This window comes from Hyphomicrobium sp. (assembly GCF_020852195.1).
Taxonomy (GTDB): Bacteria; Pseudomonadota; Alphaproteobacteria; order Rhizobiales; family Hyphomicrobiaceae; genus Hyphomicrobium_C.
On record NZ_JADZBI010000221.1, the window covers coordinates 1 to 17,103 of the forward strand.

The following is a 17,103-nucleotide window of genomic DNA, read 5'->3' on the forward strand; positions in this document are numbered from 1 at the left end:
GACTCCTGGCGAGACCTGGGATTACACCTCGACCATGGACATCGTCCTTGTCGACCTCGAGCTGAAAGAGGGCGAGGGCAAGAAGAAGGTGCTGATGCACGCACCGAAGAACGGCTTCTTCTACATTATCGACCGCAAGGACGGAAAACTCCTCTCGGCGGAGCCAATCGCGAAGGTGACCTGGGCCACTGGGATCGACATGAAGACCGGCCGACCCATCGAGGCGGAGGGAGCACGCTACTTAACCGAGCCGATCACGATCTGGCCGAGTGTGTTCGGTGCGCATTCGTGGCACGCCATGTCCTACAATCCGAATACCGGATTGGTCTACATTCCGAAGATGGAGTTGGCGACCCATTGGGACGACACCAAGATCGACCTCAAGTCTTGGAAGAAGCCGTCGTTCCAGATCGACGTGGGCGCCGACGTCGGGCTCGGCGGCGATATTCCGAAGGATGCAGGCACGAGCTTCCTGCTCGCTTGGGATCCGGTGAAACAGAAGAAGGTGTGGGAAATCCCGCAACCCAACTACTGGAACGCGGGCACGCTGACCACGGCCGGAAACCTTGTGTTCCAGGGCCAGATCGACGGCAAGTTCGCAGCCTACGACGCCCGCGACGGCAAGGAGCTGTGGTCCGTCAATGTGGGGAGCGGCATCAGCGCGCCACCCGTCACCTACGCCATTGATGGCAAGCAGTATGTCTCGCTTCTGGTCGGCTTCGGCGGCGCCGCGGTCGCCTATGGCGGCGGCAGCTCGATGGCCCAGTACGGGTGGGGCTACCGTGCCCAAACCCGTCAGCTTCTTACGTTTGCCGTCGGTGACACCCAGCCCATGCCGTCGGTTGGCGAACGCACCTTCGTGAAGGTGCTTACGCCGTCCGAGTTCTCGCCGGAAGCCGAGTTGGTCGACCAGGGCAAGCACGTGTACACCTCGCGCTGCGCCTGGTGCCACGGTGCCGGCGGCGTCTCGGGCGGCTATACGCCGGACCTGCGCGCATCCGATGCCTTCCTGCACTCGGACCAGCTCAAGACCATTGTCCGCGACGGCGCACTCGCCCCCAACGGCATGCCGAGGTTCAAGGACATTACCGATGAAGAGCTGAAAGCGTTGCAGCATTTCATCCGGAAGAAGGCACAGGAAGCCCAGCAGCCGGAGACCAACTGACCGCAGAGGCTAGAGAAAAAGGCGTGCAAGCGCTCTACACAAGCGCTTGCACGCAAATCACCGCGAGATTTCAGACGGACCAGCTACTGTGAAATCCCGTCATCTTCGAGGACGGGATAGCAAGGAGGTCTTCGCCAGTAGGCGGATTGGTCCTCCGATGGAATGGACCATGGGGATCCCACCGAGGCTTGTTGCCATCCTGCTCGCAACTTGCGTGCCTTTGACGGCCGACGCCCACGAAATTTTCGTAAGCAATGAGCAGGACAACACCGTCTCCGTAGTCGACATAGAGAAGAAGGCCGTCGTGCACACCATTCGCGTGGGTAGCCGGCCGCGTGGCTTGGCGGTATCGCGCGACGGGACAAAGCTCTTCCTCTGCGCGAGCGACAACAACGCCATCCAGGAGTTCGACGCCCGCACGTACGAGCACATCCACGATTTCGAGGATATCGACGATCCGGAGCAGCTGGCGCTCGCGAGCGACGGCCGTCGCCTCTACACCGCCAACGAGGACAGCGCCGCCATAACGGCCATCGACGTGCAATCGCGGAAGGTCATCGGCCGTGTGGAGGTAGGTGTCGAGCCCGAGGGCATCGCCGTTTCGCCCGACGGCAAGACGGTGGTCGCCACCTCTGAGACGAGCAACATGGTCCATTTCATCGACGCTGAGAAGCTCGAGCTGTTTGCGAACGTGCTCGTCGGCGCGCGTCCGCGTCACGCCGAGTTCTCGGCCGACGGCACGAAGCTCTGGGTTTCGTCGGAAATCGCCGGCTCCGTGGCGGTCATCGACGTTGCAAGCCGGTCGATCGACAGGACCATCACGTTCGATGTCCCCGGCATAACCAAGAATCTGATCACGCCGGTGGGCATTCGGCTTACGAAGGATGGCACAAAGGCTTTCGTTGCCCTGGGCACAGCCAATCGCGTCGCCGTGGTCGACGCCCGCTCCGGGGAGGTCGAGAAGTACATTCTGGTCGGCATCCGGGTCTGGCACCTCGAGCTGACACCCGATGACCGCATGCTGATCACCACCAACGGTGGCTCCAACGACGTTACCCTGATCGACGTCTCGAGACTGTCCGCGGTGAAATCCATCCAGGTGGGGCGGTATCCGTGGGGAGCGGCTGCACGTCCGGATCGGCAGGGCGCACAAATGCAGGGTTCGGACAGCATCCAATGAAGGGAGATAGTCTCCCGCCCATTGCGCCTGGGCGATGAGCGCAAAGCGCGCTCGATAGGGCATTCATTTTGAAGGATTCTTGAACCTCGGCGTGCATCACCTGTCGCATTGGATTGTCGCAGTCACGCTCCACGGTCGCTGCACGGACAGCAATCGGGTGTCTCACTTCGTCGCCATCGTGCGCCAGCCAGCAGAAAAACGGAACAGCCAGCCTGTTATAACGACTGAAAAAGAAGGACTTATTCCCTAATGCAAGCAACGGCCCTCGCTTGGCACACCATTTGCTCACCGCATCATTTGCTCACTGAGCGACGTTGGGTTCTTGGTATTTCGCCCCTCGAAGGAAGCCGTCGGTTGAGGTGCTGCGATACTGAAACGCAACGTTCTGCGAGACGAGCGGAGCGGGGTTGCACCGGTACTTCACGCGGCTGGTCGCACGCCCGATTCGTCCCGAGGCCCTTGGGAAGGCTGCGAGGTTTTCCAGGGGGGAGGCGGCTCGCCCAATTTCTTCTCCCAATCTACGGGCGAGCCGCTTCACGTCCCCTTCAGACAAGCCTCAATCGCATGTGCCGCCGGAGCGCCCCGGCCAGGGAAACGATGGCCGCATCGCCCATGCCGCCGCCTGGCAGAGGGAATAGCCTGTGATCGTCTACGGACATCAGTTCGCATCCCGCATGCTGCTCGGAACGGCGCTCTACCCGTCTCCTGCAATCATGGCCGAGGCGATCCGCGCCGGCAACGCAGCGGCGGTGACGGCTTCCGTACGCCGCGAGTCCGTGGGCAAGGCCCAGGCGTCGACCGGGTTCTGGAGCCTGCTGCAGGAGCTGAGACTGCCTGTGCTGCCGAACACGGCCGGGTGCCGAACGGTGAAGGAGGCGGTGACCACCGCCCACATGGCGCGCGAGATCTTCAGCACGAGCTGGATCAAGCTCGAGGTCATCGGCGACGAGGACACGCTGCAGCCAGACGTCTTCGGTCTGGTAGAAGCCGCGCGTATCCTCGCCGAGGAGGGGTTTCAGGTCTTCCCCTACACGACCGAGGATCTGGTCGTCGCCGAGCGCTTGCTCGGTGCTGGGTGCCGGGTTCTGATGCCCTGGGGCGCACCGATCGGCTCCGCGCGCGGCCTGAACAACGCCTACGGGCTGCGCACGCTACGTGCCCACTTCCCGGATGTTCCGATCATCGTGGACGCCGGACTGGGCGTTCCGAGCCATGCATCGCAGGCCATGGAGCTCGGATGCGACGGCATTCTCCTGAACACCGCCATTGCCAAGGCCGGCGATCCCCCCAGAATGGCGATAGCGTTCTCGAAGGCCGTCGAGGCTGGGCGGCTCGCCTATCTCGCGGGCGCGCTCGAGCCGCGCGACATGGCGTACCCATCGACGCCGCAGCTCGGCAAGCCGCTGCTGGCTGCCGGGGGATGACATCCCCGCACGTCCAGAACGTCGATCCACTCGCACGATAGTCACAAGCAGGCACGCATGGTCACCGTCTACGACTCCCGCCATCAGCGGCCGCGGCATCCCGAGAAGGCGAAGCGGCCGGATTCACCGCGCCCGCCTCGCCCGGACTGGATCCGCGTCAAGCTCTCGTCGGAGCCCACTCTCAGCCAGACCCTGTCGGTCGTGCGCCAGCACGGGCTGAAGACGGTATGCGAGGAGGCCGCTTGCCCCAACCTCAGCGAATGCTGGTCCAAGCGGCACGCGACGTTCATGATCATGGGCGACACCTGCACGCGTGCCTGCGCGTTCTGCAACGTCAGGACCGGACGCCCCGAACCGCTGAACCCGCATGAGCCAGAGGAGGTCGCGTCCGCCGCCGCCAAGCTCGGCCTCAAGCACGTGGTCATCACCTCGGTGGACCGGGACGACCTGGCGGACGGCGGGGCGGAACATTTCGCGCGGACTATCGAAGCCGTGCGGCAGAGCACGCCGGCCGCGACCGTCGAGGTGCTGACGCCCGACTTCCTGCGCAAGCCCGGCGCCGTCGAGACCGTGATGGCGGCGCGGCCCGACGTCTTCAACCACAACCTCGAAACCGTGCCCTCGCTTTATCTGAAGGTCCGCCCTGGGGCACGCTACTTCCATTCCCTTCGCGTGCTCCAGACGGCGAAGGACCTGAACCCCGACGTCTTCACGAAATCCGGAATCATGGTGGGGCTCGGCGAGGAGCGTGACGAGGTACATCAGGTCATGGATGACCTGCGTTCGGCCGGCGTCGACTTCCTGACCATCGGTCAGTACCTTCAGCCGACCCCGAAACACGCGCCGTTGATACGCTATGTGCCTCCCGAGGAGTTCGAGACCTACCGCCGTGTGGCGATGTCGAAAGGCTTCCTGTTGGTCTCGTCGTCTCCGCTGACACGGTCGTCGCATCACGCGGACGAGGATTTCGAGCGCCTTCGCGCCGCGCGCAGGGCCGAAGCAGCGCCGCGCGTCGGCTAGCGGAGGCGCGCCGCGGTCGCGCGCCTGCGCCGCAAAGCACTACGAGCGTCCTTCACCCGCATAGGCGAGCCTGAGGCCGCCCCAATGGCGGCCGGAGACGAACAGCGGTGCTGAAACGTCCATCATGGGCACCTTCTTTCCCTGTCCCATGTCGCGCTGATAGGTCTGCACCAGGAACGGCTCGGAATTGCTCCCAGCCGACTTGCCCACGCGGTCGTTGAAAATGCGCCGATTGCGGCAATTAGCTGCGTTCCAGACGGGATCCTGGCCCTGCGGCTTCGAGAATTTTTTGTTGTGCGTCGGCAGGTATCCGTTCCTGTCGATCGGCACGCAGTAAACCACCCGGTCGCTGAACGAGAGGGCATCCTCGATGAGGTCGCGCAGGATGCGGTCGAACACGTCGACATATCGGGTCGTGAACTGCTCCGGGTTGGTATTCGGGATCCGCACGTAGTTCGTGTCGAAGACATCGTCGAGCGTCAACGCACCGCTGCGCACCGCTTCGTCGATCGTCTGCGATACAAGCAGCGCGCGTCGCATCACCTCGCGCACGAAAGGCGTATCGGACGATTCCACGCCCGAATCGACGGTGATGGCCAGCAGCTTCTCGCCCGATCTCTCCAGCATCGCCAGCCGCTCGTTGATATGGGCGATGTTGAGCGCCGACTCGCCGAATCCGCCTGCCAGCACGTCGACTCCCTCGACCAGCACACGGCCGCGCCCCTCGATCGTGGTGACCCGCGTCGCGATTCCGGAGGTCTCCTCGGCAATGCTGAGAACGGTCGCTTCCATACCGTCGAACGTAGCGGCAAGGTGCGCGTTGCTCGTGCTCACAGAGGCGGCAATCTCGGCGCTGCGCTGGCCTTGCTCGATCAGTTGCTCGACCTTGAACGTCAGATCCTTCATCGTCTGCGCGATCTCGCGGGTGGCCGCCGCCGTCTGTCCGGCAAGAGCCTTGACCTCGGATGCAACCACCGCAAAGCCCTTCCCTGCCGCGCCGGCGCGCGCCGCCTCGATGGTGGCGTTGAGCGCCAGCAGGTTCGTCTGGCTCGCGATCGCATCGATCCCGTTCGCGACCTTGGTGACCTTGCCCAACGCCTCCTGCAGGCCGCCCAGAAGATCGCGCTGCTGGGACACCGTACCGACGAGCGCATCGACGCCGTCGATGGAATCCCGAAGCTTGCCGAGGGACTGCGCGACTTCCGTTCTCGCGTCCTCGACGATCCTGAGGCTCGAAGCGGCACCTTCCGCGATGCGCGCGTTGTCGGCTCCGAGCGCGTGCATCTCGGTCCGGATGCCCGAGAGCTGATCGGCCTGCTTCTGCATCCGGGCCGCAAGCTCGCCGACACTGCAGGCGACGTCCACGATACCGTGGCCCACGCCGCTCGCCTCGGTGGCAAAGCGTCGGATGATCTCGTCGGCTGCCTTGGGGCGCTCCGGCGCCGCGTGGTCGGCAATATCGTTTGCGGGCGTGCCTGCGGTGCGGCTGTGCGTCTTGATCACTGTTCACCTGCTCGAGAGAACGCGCACAAGGGCTCGCATGGCGATGCTGTTCGCATCGGCTCATCGAGCAATTCGCAAGTTGGAAGCGCAACCGGGAACGCGACCGATATCAGACGCACTTCCCAACACCATGGAACGGTGAGGTATTCGCCGTCTTAGGTCAATTGCTCCAAGGTCGATTGGAGGTCATAGCGGGGCATCGCGAACACCCGTAAACGCAGGCTTTAACGCACCGCGGCCAGCATGGTCACGCAGCATTGTTCCGCATACTGTCGCGCGCCTGCAACGCGAAGCTACTTTGCCTTCGGCTTGGAGCGCCCGATCCCTTCGTGCCGAAGGTAGGAGATGACCTGCCAGACCTCCGTATCCGACAAGGTGCCCTCGTAGCCGCCCATGAGCGTGCCGGGCCGGCCCTTCATGATGATGTCGAACACGATCGTGTCGTCCGCTCCGCCGTTGGGGCGGAAGAGGCCTTCGACAAGGTTCGGTGCGCGCGCGCCGAGGCCGTTGGCGCCATGGCAAAAGAGACAGGTGTTGCTGTAGAGGGCTTTGCCTGCCTCGACCGCCTCGGCCTGGCCTTCGAGTGGGTTTTTCCGTTCTGCAACGTCTTGTGCAAACGCGCATTGCGCGCTTGCGACGCAAAGCACTGCCATCGACAGTGCTGCCGTCCACTGCTTCATCGTTTGGGTGGCTCCTGAGTGTCGGTGTGACGGCACGCCGGCCGAGGCCGGCGTGCCGCTATGCGCCGCGCTATTTCTTGTGAAGGGCGAACACGAACAAGCTGCCCCCGTGCTGGCGCGTCTTGAGCCATTCGCCATAGACCAGCGGCCAGAGGCTGCCGCCACCCGGTCCGGCCAGAATGGCGACGTACTGAGTGTTGCCCACCATGAACGTCGTTGGGTTCGAGTGGATGCCAGTGCCCACGTTGAACTCCCACAGCGTCTCGCCGGTGTCGTCCTTGATGGCGCGGAAGACGCCGTCGGCATCACCGTTGAATACCAGGCCGCCGGCGGTCGCCAGCATGCCGCCCGTTGCAGGCGTGTTCTGGCGGCGGGTCCAAACGAGCTCACCCGTCGTTCCATCGAACGCCTTCACATAGCCACCGCCGGGATTGAGCCGCAGGACGTCGGTCGCCAGGAACCATTGGCCCGGCTTGAACTCTTGCTTCTTCGCGGCGACGTCCATCGACATGTCGCGGCCCGGAACGTAGATGTAGCCGGTCTTCTTGCTATAGGCCGCAGGCACCCACTCCTTGCCGCCGTCGAGCACAGGCGCGATGTCCTTCGTCTCCTTTCCGTAGGTCGGAATCTTCTCGGGATCCGCCTCGGGCCTGCAGTTCTCGCCCCAGCTCTTCACCCAGTTGACACGCTGCATCTCCACGACCCAGTTGCACTTGTAGGTCTCGCGGTCGATCGAGTAGAGGTGGCCGTTCCGGTCCGCGTGGAGCCAAGTCTTCCGGTTCTGCTTGTCGGTGATCAGGATGGCCTCGTTGGTGCCGTCGTAATCCCACACATCGTGCGGCGTGTACTGGAAGTGGCCCTTGATCTCGCCGGTCTTCACATCGACGGCGATCGTCGAGCCCGTGTACAGGTTGTCGCCGGGACGGACGCTGCCATCGAAATCGGGAACCGGATTGCCTACGCCCCAGAGCAGGAGGCCCGTGTCCTTGTCATAGGACCCCGGCAGCCACGGCGTACCGCCGGCCGTCTTCCAGGAGTCTCCGCCCCACGTCTTCGCGATCTCCTCTTTGCCCGTCATGGGAACGGTGTGCGTTTTCCAAGCTTCCTTTCCGTCATCGACATTGAGCGCGTAGATGGTGCCCGGATTGGCTCCAAGATCGCCGCCCGAGTTGCCGATTAGCACTTTCCCGTCGACGATCATCGGCATGGACGTGAAGATCTCGCCCGTCTTGTAGTCGCCGAGCTTCGTCTCCCAGACCACCTCGCCGGTGTGGTTGTCGAGCGCCACGACATGCGTGTCGAGCGTGGCCAGGATCACCTTGTCCTCGTAGGCGATCACGCCGCGGTTCACGTCGCCGCAGCAGAGCTTCGGCCCGAGGTCGGCGGGAAGCTTGCGATCGTAACGCCAGAGCACCTTGCCGCTCACGCCATCGATGGCGAAGACGCGGTTCTGGCTCGAGGTCACATAAAGCCGGCCGTTGACTGCCGTGACTTGCGAATCCTGCGCGCCGAGAACGCCGAACGAGAGGCTCCATTTTGCGACCAAGTCGCCGACCGTATCCGTGTTGATCTGGCTGAGAGGCGAATACCGCGTGCTCTCGTAGTCGCGGCCGTACATCAGCCAATTGTTCGGATCCTTGTCCGCATTGAGCAACATGTCGTCGGTGACGTAGTACTCGATGTGCTTGCCATCCAGCGTGGATACGCCGAGCGCCATCGCCGGTGATGTGCAAACGCTGAACGCGGCACCCAACAGCAGTGCCCTCTTGAAGCTCATACTCCTTGCTTTCATTGGATCGTCGCTCCCTACCCGAATGTTTGATTTTTTGGCGACCCGAACGGGTCCCCTTGACGGCAGCGACACCGGTGCAGTCGCCGTGCCAACGGCGGGAAACATTCCTATTTCAATTGGGAACAATGCCTTAGCAATGCCGGGAGTATTGGGATGGTGGTGTGCGAATGCCACACCTGTCGCGAAGGCAATACGCCGAGGATGGCAACAACGAACCGAACGTACCGTGGGATGAAAACCACGCAGCTCAGTTGCAAATGAAAATCATCCGCAATTTTACTTGCGAGGCCGTGCCTCATCCGTCATCCTCTGTTGCAAATAGTTTGCAACAAGGGCGGCTCTCATGAACCACTGCACCTCTGCACTCCCCTTCACGCTCTCGGTCATGCTAGTCGCCCTATGGAACACGCCCGCGGCGGCAGCGGACCGGAGCAAGAGCGGATACACGCTCTTCAACCCGACACCGGACAGCCAGCTTCGGGACATGTCGACCGACCGGCCCGACAAGACGGAAAGCCCCTATACGGTCGATGCCGGGTGGTTACAGGTCGAAACCGATCTCGTGGCCTATACGCGCGACAGCCTGGACGGCAGCACCACCCGCACGATCGACGTCATGCCCGTGAACCTCAAGATCGGGCTCACGAGCAGCACGGACCTTCAGATCGTCTACGGCGCATACAGTCATGCGCGCACCTCCGGCGGAGGCGCAACGGAGGAGGAGAGCAGCTTCGGCGACCTCGTCTTACGCGTGAAGCACAACCTCTGGGGAAACGATGGCGGCCAGACAGCTCTCGCGGTCATGCCCTTCCTGAAGGTGCCGACCAACAATGCGGCGAGCCTTAACGACGAGTTGGAGGGAGGTGTGATCGTGCCGCTAGCCGTCGACCTGGGTCACGGCATGGGTCTCGGCCTCATGGCCCAGGTCGATATCCTGAAAAGCAAAAGCGGCAGCGGCTATGAGCCGACCTTCATCGGCTCCGCCGCCCTCGGTTTCGAGCTGACCGAGCGGTGGGGCATGTACGTGGAGGCCTTCGTCGAGCGCGGCACCGAAGGCGGCGCGGAGACGGTGGTGACCCTCGACGGCGGCTTCACATACGCCGTCACGGACCACCTGCAGCTCGATGTCGGCACCAACGTCGGCGTCACCGAGGCCGCCGACGACGTGACCGTCTTCGCGGGGATGTCTCAGCGCTTCTAGCCAGCAGGCGCCCTTTTCTCTTGGGAGCCTAGACCGTCAGACCGGCTTGTCCTCGCGGAAGTGGCCGAAGCTCTGAGGCACGCCGGCGCCGAACAGCATCACCTCGTAGATCTCGGGCTCGCCGCCTTCCATGCCCGGAGAGCCGATCGGCATCCCGGGCACCGCCAGCCCGCGCCCGGCGGGCTTCGCTGCGAGCAGCCGCTTGATCGCAGCCGCCGGCACATGTCCCTCAATGATATAGCCGGCGATTTCACCCGTGTGGCACGACGACAGCTCCGCCGGCACGCCGAAGCGCACCTTGACGGGCTTCATGTCCGGCGCATCGTGGACTGTTACGGCAAAACCGTTAGCGGTCAGATGCTCGACCCAGTGGTGGCAGCAGCCGCACGTCGGATCGCGGAATACAACCATGGAGGGGGGCGTATCAGCCCAGGCGCGAGTGGCGAGGAGCGCCGGCCCGGCGGCCATCCAGCCGAGCATGGTCCGGCGATTGAAAAACGGCGTGCCATCCATCGTCCACCTCCCCATCGCTCCGGATAGATTCGGCCACGCTCAGCGCGCGCTGCGCGCCAGCACGTCCATCAGTTCGTCGATCTTCTTCGTCTGCTCAGCGGCGTCGCCGCTCGCCATCGCATGCGCGACGCAATGGGAAATGTGGTCCCGCAGAACATCCTCCTCGACGCGCCTGAGCGCCGCCCGCACCGCCGCGATCTGCGTGACGATGTCGATGCAATAGCGGTCCTCCTCGACCATGCGGCCGAGACCGCGCACCTGACCTTCGATGCGCGAGAGGCGTTTGAGCCGGGAAGCCTTTGAAGCTTTCATCATGCTTGACAGATACCCCACGGGGGTATATCTGTCAAGCCATACCCCCGGAGGGTATATGTTGGATGAGCGCCCAGAGGATATCGGCCATGGCTGAGCATGAGACGCACAAGCACGGATCGTCCTGCTGCCAGCACGGAACCCACGGCCACAAGAATGCCCATGCTGCACCCGGCGCGCATACGGTGAAGGATCCGGTCTGCGGCATGGTGGTGGATCCGCACACCGCCAAGCACCAGGCAAGCCACAACGGCAAGCCCTACTACTTCTGCTCCGCGCGCTGCCGCGAGAAGTTCGCAGCCAACCCCGCCGCCTACCTTGATCCCGAGCAAGCCGCGCCGAAAACGGCGCCCCCGCCGGGCACGATCTACACCTGCCCCATGCATCCCGAGATCCGCCAGCAGGGACCGGGCAGTTGCCCCATCTGCGGCATGGCCCTCGAACCCGAGACGCCGGCTGCCTCTGACGTGCCCAATCCCGAACTCGCAGACATGAAGCGCCGCTTCTGGATCGGCCTCGCGCTCACCCTTCCTGTCTTTCTCCTAGAGATGGGCGGTCATCTAACCGGCCTGCAGCACACGCTTGGCCGGCAGACCTCGAATGTCATCCAGCTCCTGCTCGCTACGCCCGTCGTGCTCTGGGCCGGATGGCCGTTCTTCGAGCGCGGCTGGGCCTCGCTCAAGACAATGAACCTCAACATGTTCACGCTCATCGCCATGGGCACGGGCGTGGCGTGGATCTACAGCATCGTCGCCACGCTCTGGCCGGGCCTCTTCCCGGTCTCCATGAGGGACGCGCACGACGGCTCCGTCGCCGTCTACTTCGAGGCCGCCGCCGTCATCACCGTGCTCGTGTTGCTGGGCCAGGTTCTGGAGCTGAACGCACGCGAGCGCACCAGCGGCGCCATCCGCGCGCTTCTCGACCTCTCGCCCAAGACAGCGCGCCGCATCCGACCCGACGGCACCGATGAGGACGTTGGCCTCGAGGAGATCGCCGCCGGCGACCGCCTGCGCGTGCGGCCGGGCGAGAACATCCCGGTCGACGGCGAGATCCTAGAAGGCCGCAGCGCCATCGACGAGTCCCTGGTGACCGGCGAATCCATGCCCGTGACCAAGAGCGCGGGAGAAGCCGTCATCGGCGGCACCACCAACCAGTCCGGCGCCTTCGTCATGAGCGCCGACAAGGTCGGCCGCGACACCATGCTCGCCCGCATCGTGCAGATGGTCGCCGACGCCCAGCGCAGCCGCGCACCCATACAGCGGCTCGTCGACCAGGTCTCCGCTTGGTTCGTGCCCGCCGTCATCGCCGTCGCGGTGCTTGCCTTTGCCGCCTGGTCGATCTGGGGACCCGAGCCGCGCCTCGCCTATGCGCTGATCGCTGCCGTTTCCGTTCTCATCATCGCCTGCCCGTGCGCGCTCGGTCTCGCAACACCCATGTCGATCATGGTCGGCGTCGGCCGCGGCGCCAAGTCCGGCGTGCTGATCAAGAACGCCGAGGCGCTGGAGCGCATGGAAAAGGTCGATACGCTGCTCGTCGACAAGACCGGCACGCTGACAGAGGGCAAGCCGCGCGTTGTCGCCATCCGCAGCGCGCCGGGCATCGAAGAGACGGAGCTTCTGCGCCTTGCTGCCAGCCTGGAGCGCGGCAGCGAGCACCCGCTTGCCGCAGCCATCGTGCAGGCGGCGCAGGAGCGTGGCCTCACGCTTGCAGAGCCGCAAGGCTTCGATAGCCCGGTCGGTAAGGGCGTCGTTGGATCGGTCGAGGGCAAGCACCTCGTCATCGGCAACCGCATCATCATGGCCGATGCCGGTATCGACACCGTCCCCCTCGACGCCGCGGCGGACGAGCTGCGCCGCGACGGCGCGACCGTCATCTACGTTGCCGTCGACGGCAGAGCCGCCGGCGTGATCGCCATCGCCGATCCCGTAAAGCCGACGACGCCGGCCGCCATTGCCGCGCTCAAGGAGGCCGGCATTCGCATCGTCATGCTGACCGGGGACCAGCGCACGACGGCCGAGGCCGTCGCGAGGAGGCTCGGCATCGACGACGTCGAGGCCGAGGTGCTGCCCGAGGACAAGAGCGCCGTCGTCGCCCGCTTCAAGGGCAAGAATCATGTCGTCGCCATGGCCGGCGACGGCATCAACGATGCACCGGCCTTGGCCGCGGCTGACGTCGGCATTGCCATGGGCACCGGCACCGACGTCGCCATGGAGAGCGCGGGCGTGACCCTACTCAAGGGCGACCTCACCGGCATCGTGCGCGCGCACGCGCTGTCGACCGCCACCATGGCCAACATCCGCCAGAACCTGTTCTTCGCCTTCATTTACAACGCCGCCGGCGTGCCCATCGCGGCCGGGGTGCTCTATCCCGTCTTCGGCATCCTGCTCTCGCCGATGATCGCGGCAGCGGCCATGTCGCTGTCCTCGGTCAGCGTCGTCGCCAATGCGCTGCGCCTGAACCGCGTGCAGCTCTAGCTATCCGGTCCATACCCTGAACCGTTCACCCATGGAGGACGAAATGAAACGCTCCCTGTCGTTGTCCTTGCCGATACTGGCGCTCCTCCCCGCGCCCGTATGGGCCGACAATCACGATCCGCATGCCATGCACAAGGAGATGCACAAGGAGATGCACGAGCACATGCATGGCGAGACGCACGGCGATCCAGCACACGGCGAGAAGAGTGGATCCGACCATGGCCGGCAGGACGGCAACGCGCACGATCACGGCGCCGCCGACATCCCCGAGGGCGAAACCGCACGCGCGTTCAAGGAGGCGAATGACAGGATGCACCAGGGCATGTCGGCCGCGCTGACCGGCGACCCGGACGTGGACTTCATGCGTGGCATGATTCCACATCACCAGGGCGCCATCGACATGGCCGAGATCGTGCTCAAGTACGGAAAGGACCCGGAGACGCGCAAGCTCGCCAAGGAAATCATCAAGGCGCAGACGGCCGAGATCGCCCACATGAAGCAGTGGCTCGCCAAGCGTGGCAAATAGCCGGCAGCGTGCACCGCTCCCGTGCGCGGCCCGTAGAAGGCATGCAGGGGCGCCCACGCCACCCCGCCTTGGACCATGACCGGTGCCGGCCTCGGCATGGTCCGATCGATGCTAGGCATGACGGCGCCCCGCCCGCTCCCTGGAGGGAACGGCATCGGCGCGAGACACCGCCAGGCAGCGCACTGGCCGGCGGCCTCGCCTCGCACCGTGTGAATGGGATCTGGAACTTCGGCGGCGTGCGTATCACGCGTCAAAGAAGCACGCCGCCGCGTCACCCGAAACCCGGAAGTTGCCCGCCGGGTTTCGAGGACAGTTGCAGTGTCAGAGAGTTAGTACTGCTTCGGACACCAGGATTCCGAGGAGGACTTGCAAGAGACGGGGAAGGCCTTAGCCATTTTTTCGGCCGCGGCCCATTCTTCCTCATCGACGCCGTTGTTCACGTCGGCGTCCATCGCAGTAAAGGTCGGCGCGGGATCGAGGTTCAGCTTCGACACGTTCGCCTCCCACTCCGTACGGCTGATGCGGCCGTTGCCATCGGTGTCGAGCGTCTTGAACTGGCTCGCCCAATCAGCCATCGCAACCGAGGGAAGCAAGGCAACTGTCGCGGCAATCAGAAGGCGTTTCATCATGTCTTCTCCCTAATGAATATCGTTGCCCGTTGTGGGCTTTCGCGTCGCAGAGCCACGTCGGCGACGGGTCAATTGAGCGCGCGGGCGCGACATTTTCACAAGGTCAGGAGAGGCAAAGTTGCACGGGACATCTTGCAGCATCCGCCGCGATCAAGTTGCAGCGCATAGCAAGATCAAACGGCAATCCGCGGCTCGCCACCGAGCGCTGCCCGCGTGGTGAACGGGTAACGGCCAGTTGAGATAAAGCGCGCCCGGACGCGAGGATGGCGCTTCCGCGCCTTGCGCCCCCGCGGAACACGGCCTAACTCCATGTCAGGCCGTGCCGAATCGTACGGAGACCACGAGCGCGGTCGTCCTCCGCCGCAGAAGGAGCCAGATCATGAGAACCAGATTTCTGATCGCCGCCACCTTCGGTACGTTGGCACTCGTCTCGGCTCCGATTGACGCCGATGCCGGCCGCAAGAAGCCGTCACCCGAGCGCGACCGCGCCGCCGTCCGCGACTGCACGCCCGTCAACGGCCCTTACGGCTACTACGGCAACCCCTGGTGCGACGACGGCTACAAGCAGGCCGAGGACTATCCGCCCGGCGCCGGAGGCTACTTCGACGTCTTCGACCTTCCCCAAGTGCGCCGCCTGACCCGCCGCTGGGACTGATCTCGACGCTGTTCGAACACAACTGAATCTTAAGGGCCGCTGCCGCCGTCCACGGACGCGCAGCAGCGGCAGCCTTGCCTCCCGCTCTACACCGTGGTGCGTCGGCGGCCATCGCCAGCGATGCCGCGCACCTTGCGCACGGCACGGTTGAGATCATCCTCGAGAATGATCCGCCCCTCGAGCCTCGGATCGCCGATTTCGAGCTCGATCACCAGCTCTCCCCGCGCGGTGATGCGCGAGGAGAAGGCGAGGTTGTGCTCGCCGAAGAGAACTTGCTGGTGGGCAACCTCGAGTTGCCGGTGACTTTGCAGGATAGCCCTGAGCGCCAGCACGGCGGCACGCTCCGCCTTCCGTCCGAGCTTTGCGGCGACGGCATGGGAGGTCATGACATGGAAGGGAAGAAAAGCGCGGTAGGTCATCGGTGTCTCCTTCAGACAAGCCAACGCGCGTGCGGAATCGCACGGGCGGGCGGTGGCTTGTTCGAAGGGATGTCGCTAATGGCGCATGGCCGAGATCTAGGAGCTTTCGTCACCCCGGTCAAGCGCGGCACGCGACGGATATCGGCCGATGCGCCGTTCTATGGAATGGCACGGCGTCCAATTCGCGTTTCCGGATCGGGCTCGGAAGGCTTTCGCCGCGTCTGCGTGCGTGACGTCTGTCTGCTCACGTAGGAATGCGAGAATGGAGCAATCATGAGAAAACTGAGACTGATCGGCGCTATGGCCGGTCTCACGCTGATGGGTGTCGCGGCGGCCGAGGCGGCCCCTGGCTTCTCCACGGCAAACGTGAATATCCGAACAGGCCCGGATACGGACTTCCCGAGTGTGGGCGTCATTCCCGAGGGCGACCCACTTGAGATCGCGGGCTGCCTGCGCGACGAATCCTGGTGTGACGTCATCTGGGCCGGCAGCCGGGGCTGGGTCTATAGCGAGTATCTGGCCTTCGAGCAGCGCGGCGAGTACGTGGCACTGCCGGACGTCGGTCCCGCGGCATTCCGCATCCCGTTCGTCACCTTTGTGGCCAGGGACTATTGGGACCGCTACTACGTGGGCCGCCCCTGGTACAAGGACCGCACGCGCTGGTACTCCTACAAGGTCCGCCCGCGGCCGGGCTGGCGCGCACCGCCTCCGGGTACCCGCAAGGCCGGCTGGTGGCGCAAGGACTACCGCGCACCCACGGGCCTGAAGCCGCCGCCGGACCGTTGGCGCCGGGTCGAGCGCCGCGAGGACAGGCGCGACGACCGCCGCGACCGGCGAGACGACAGGCGCGATCACCGCTGACCGCCTTTTTTGGAAGAAGCCCCGGTGCTTGCACCGGGGCTTCTTTCATATCGCCTGTTGAGCCGCCTGCTCGAGGTAGCGCACGAAACGCTCGAACGCCTCGATGTAGGCCGCATCGAGAAACTCGTCGATGCGGACGATGAGGCCATCCCGCACGCGGACGCGAAATCTCACCCGCACATCCAACCGCTCTCGAGTCTTTCGATGCACGTGGTAGCCGAGCACGGTCGCGCGGATCTCGCCATTTTCATAGACGAGATTCTCGATGACGAAGGCGTCGACGACGAACGTGTCGATGATAAGCTTCAGTCGGGCGGACACCTCGGGCTTGCCCTCGGCGCTCGAAACCCAGGGGATCTGCAGCGCATCGACGTTCACGCTGTGGACGATGTCGTCGGCCAGAAGGGCAAGCACGCCCTCGAAATTTCCGTCGCTCCAGTGGCGGACCGCGAGACGGAATACCGCGGCTTCCTCCTCCTGCGACATCGCATGCCCCCCTCAATTCAGCGCGGCAACGAACAGCCGCCCAAACCCCTCAGTTCTCATCCATCTTGAGCGCAGCGATGAAAGCCTCCTGCGGGATCTCGACCTTGCCGAACTCACGCATCTTCTTCTTGCCGGCTTTCTGCTTGTCCAAGAGCTTGCGCTTGCGCGTGATGTCGCCGCCGTAGCACTTGGCCAGAACGTCCTTCCTGAGAGCGCGGATCGTCTCGCGCGCGATCACCTTGCCGCCGATCGCCGCCTGCACC

The 17,103-nt window shown here is 64.2% G+C and carries 17 protein-coding genes and 1 pseudogene; 9 read left to right on the forward strand and 9 right to left on the reverse strand.

The window, feature by feature from the left end:
* The 4 genes from IT540_RS18275 to lipA form a co-directional block, all read left to right on the forward strand.
* Positions 1-1,165: c-type cytochrome (locus IT540_RS18275; RefSeq protein ID WP_291181110.1), on the forward strand; the 1,165-nt coding region annotated here is incomplete at its 5' end.
* 169 nt (positions 1,166-1,334) lie between these two features.
* Positions 1,335-2,345 carry a PQQ-dependent catabolism-associated beta-propeller protein gene (locus IT540_RS18280; protein WP_291181112.1) on the forward strand — a complete coding sequence of 337 codons (1,011 nt, stop codon included), beginning with the start codon at positions 1,335-1,337 and terminating at the stop codon, positions 2,343-2,345.
* Between the two features lie 641 nt (positions 2,346-2,986).
* Complete coding sequence (locus IT540_RS18285; RefSeq protein ID WP_291181114.1) at positions 2,987-3,769, forward strand: thiazole synthase; 783 nt, start codon at positions 2,987-2,989, stop codon at positions 3,767-3,769.
* A gap of 57 nt (positions 3,770-3,826) precedes the next feature.
* A complete protein-coding gene (gene lipA / locus IT540_RS18290; protein ID WP_291181116.1) occupies positions 3,827-4,789 on the forward strand; it encodes a lipoyl synthase in 963 nt (320 codons plus the stop codon).
* Positions 4,790-4,828: 39 nt separating this feature from the next.
* Here lipA and IT540_RS18295 read toward each other — a convergent pair whose 3' ends face one another.
* The 3 genes from IT540_RS18295 to IT540_RS18305 form a co-directional block, all read right to left on the reverse strand.
* Complete coding sequence (locus IT540_RS18295; protein ID WP_291181117.1) at positions 4,829-6,292, reverse strand: methyl-accepting chemotaxis protein; 1,464 nt, start codon at positions 6,290-6,292, stop codon at positions 4,829-4,831.
* A gap of 293 nt (positions 6,293-6,585) precedes the next feature.
* Complete coding sequence (locus IT540_RS18300) at positions 6,586-6,972, reverse strand: c-type cytochrome (RefSeq protein WP_291181119.1); 387 nt, start codon at positions 6,970-6,972, stop codon at positions 6,586-6,588.
* Between the two features lie 70 nt (positions 6,973-7,042).
* Positions 7,043-8,764, reverse strand: coding sequence for a PQQ-dependent dehydrogenase, methanol/ethanol family (locus IT540_RS18305; RefSeq protein WP_291181120.1), 1,722 nt, complete (start codon positions 8,762-8,764; stop codon positions 7,043-7,045).
* A 343-nt stretch (positions 8,765-9,107) separates the two neighbouring features.
* Between IT540_RS18305 and IT540_RS18310 the strand changes: the two genes are divergently transcribed.
* On the forward strand, positions 9,108-9,965 hold the full coding sequence (locus tag IT540_RS18310) for a transporter (protein WP_291181121.1): 858 nt from the start codon (positions 9,108-9,110) through the stop codon (positions 9,963-9,965).
* Positions 9,966-10,001: 36 nt separating this feature from the next.
* On the opposite strand, the gene IT540_RS18315 is transcribed toward IT540_RS18310, so the two are convergent.
* Together IT540_RS18315 and IT540_RS18320 are read right to left on the reverse strand one after the other, a co-directional pair.
* Complete coding sequence (locus tag IT540_RS18315) at positions 10,002-10,433, reverse strand: DUF411 domain-containing protein (protein ID WP_291181136.1); 432 nt, start codon at positions 10,431-10,433, stop codon at positions 10,002-10,004.
* Positions 10,434-10,517: 84 nt separating this feature from the next.
* Positions 10,518-10,793, reverse strand: a complete 276-nt coding sequence (locus IT540_RS18320; protein ID WP_291181123.1) for a metal-sensitive transcriptional regulator — start codon at positions 10,791-10,793, stop codon at positions 10,518-10,520.
* A gap of 86 nt (positions 10,794-10,879) precedes the next feature.
* Between IT540_RS18320 and IT540_RS18325 the strand changes: the two genes are divergently transcribed.
* Together IT540_RS18325 and IT540_RS18330 are read left to right on the forward strand one after the other, a co-directional pair.
* Positions 10,880-13,264, forward strand: coding sequence for a heavy metal translocating P-type ATPase (locus IT540_RS18325; protein ID WP_291181125.1), 2,385 nt, complete (start codon positions 10,880-10,882; stop codon positions 13,262-13,264).
* A 43-nt stretch (positions 13,265-13,307) separates the two neighbouring features.
* Positions 13,308-13,790 carry a DUF305 domain-containing protein gene (locus IT540_RS18330; RefSeq protein ID WP_366030273.1) on the forward strand — a complete coding sequence of 161 codons (483 nt, stop codon included), beginning with the start codon at positions 13,308-13,310 and terminating at the stop codon, positions 13,788-13,790.
* Positions 13,791-14,119: 329 nt separating this feature from the next.
* On the opposite strand, the gene IT540_RS18335 is transcribed toward IT540_RS18330, so the two are convergent.
* Entirely contained in the window at positions 14,120-14,419 is a 300-nt protein-coding gene (locus IT540_RS18335) for a hypothetical protein (RefSeq protein WP_291181127.1), read from the reverse strand.
* 379 nt (positions 14,420-14,798) lie between these two features.
* Between IT540_RS18335 and IT540_RS18340 the strand changes: the two genes are divergently transcribed.
* On the forward strand, positions 14,799-15,074 hold the full coding sequence (locus IT540_RS18340; protein ID WP_291181129.1) for a hypothetical protein: 276 nt from the start codon (positions 14,799-14,801) through the stop codon (positions 15,072-15,074).
* Between the two features lie 86 nt (positions 15,075-15,160).
* Here the strand turns inward: IT540_RS18340 and IT540_RS18345 are convergent, their stop codons facing one another.
* Positions 15,161-15,493 (reverse strand): hypothetical protein, encoded by a 333-nt coding sequence (locus IT540_RS18345; protein ID WP_291181131.1) that lies wholly within the window; start codon positions 15,491-15,493, stop codon positions 15,161-15,163.
* A 273-nt stretch (positions 15,494-15,766) separates the two neighbouring features.
* On the opposite strand from IT540_RS18345, the gene IT540_RS18350 reads away from it, so the two are divergent.
* Positions 15,767-16,354, forward strand: a complete 588-nt coding sequence (locus IT540_RS18350; RefSeq protein ID WP_291181132.1) for an SH3 domain-containing protein — start codon at positions 15,767-15,769, stop codon at positions 16,352-16,354.
* 45 nt (positions 16,355-16,399) lie between these two features.
* Here IT540_RS18350 and IT540_RS18355 read toward each other — a convergent pair whose 3' ends face one another.
* On the reverse strand, positions 16,400-16,840 hold the full coding sequence (locus IT540_RS18355) for a nuclear transport factor 2 family protein (protein ID WP_291181134.1): 441 nt from the start codon (positions 16,838-16,840) through the stop codon (positions 16,400-16,402).
* Positions 16,841-16,889: 49 nt separating this feature from the next.
* Positions 16,890-17,103 (reverse strand): annotated as a pseudogene (locus IT540_RS18360) (elongation factor 4); the annotation flags it as partial.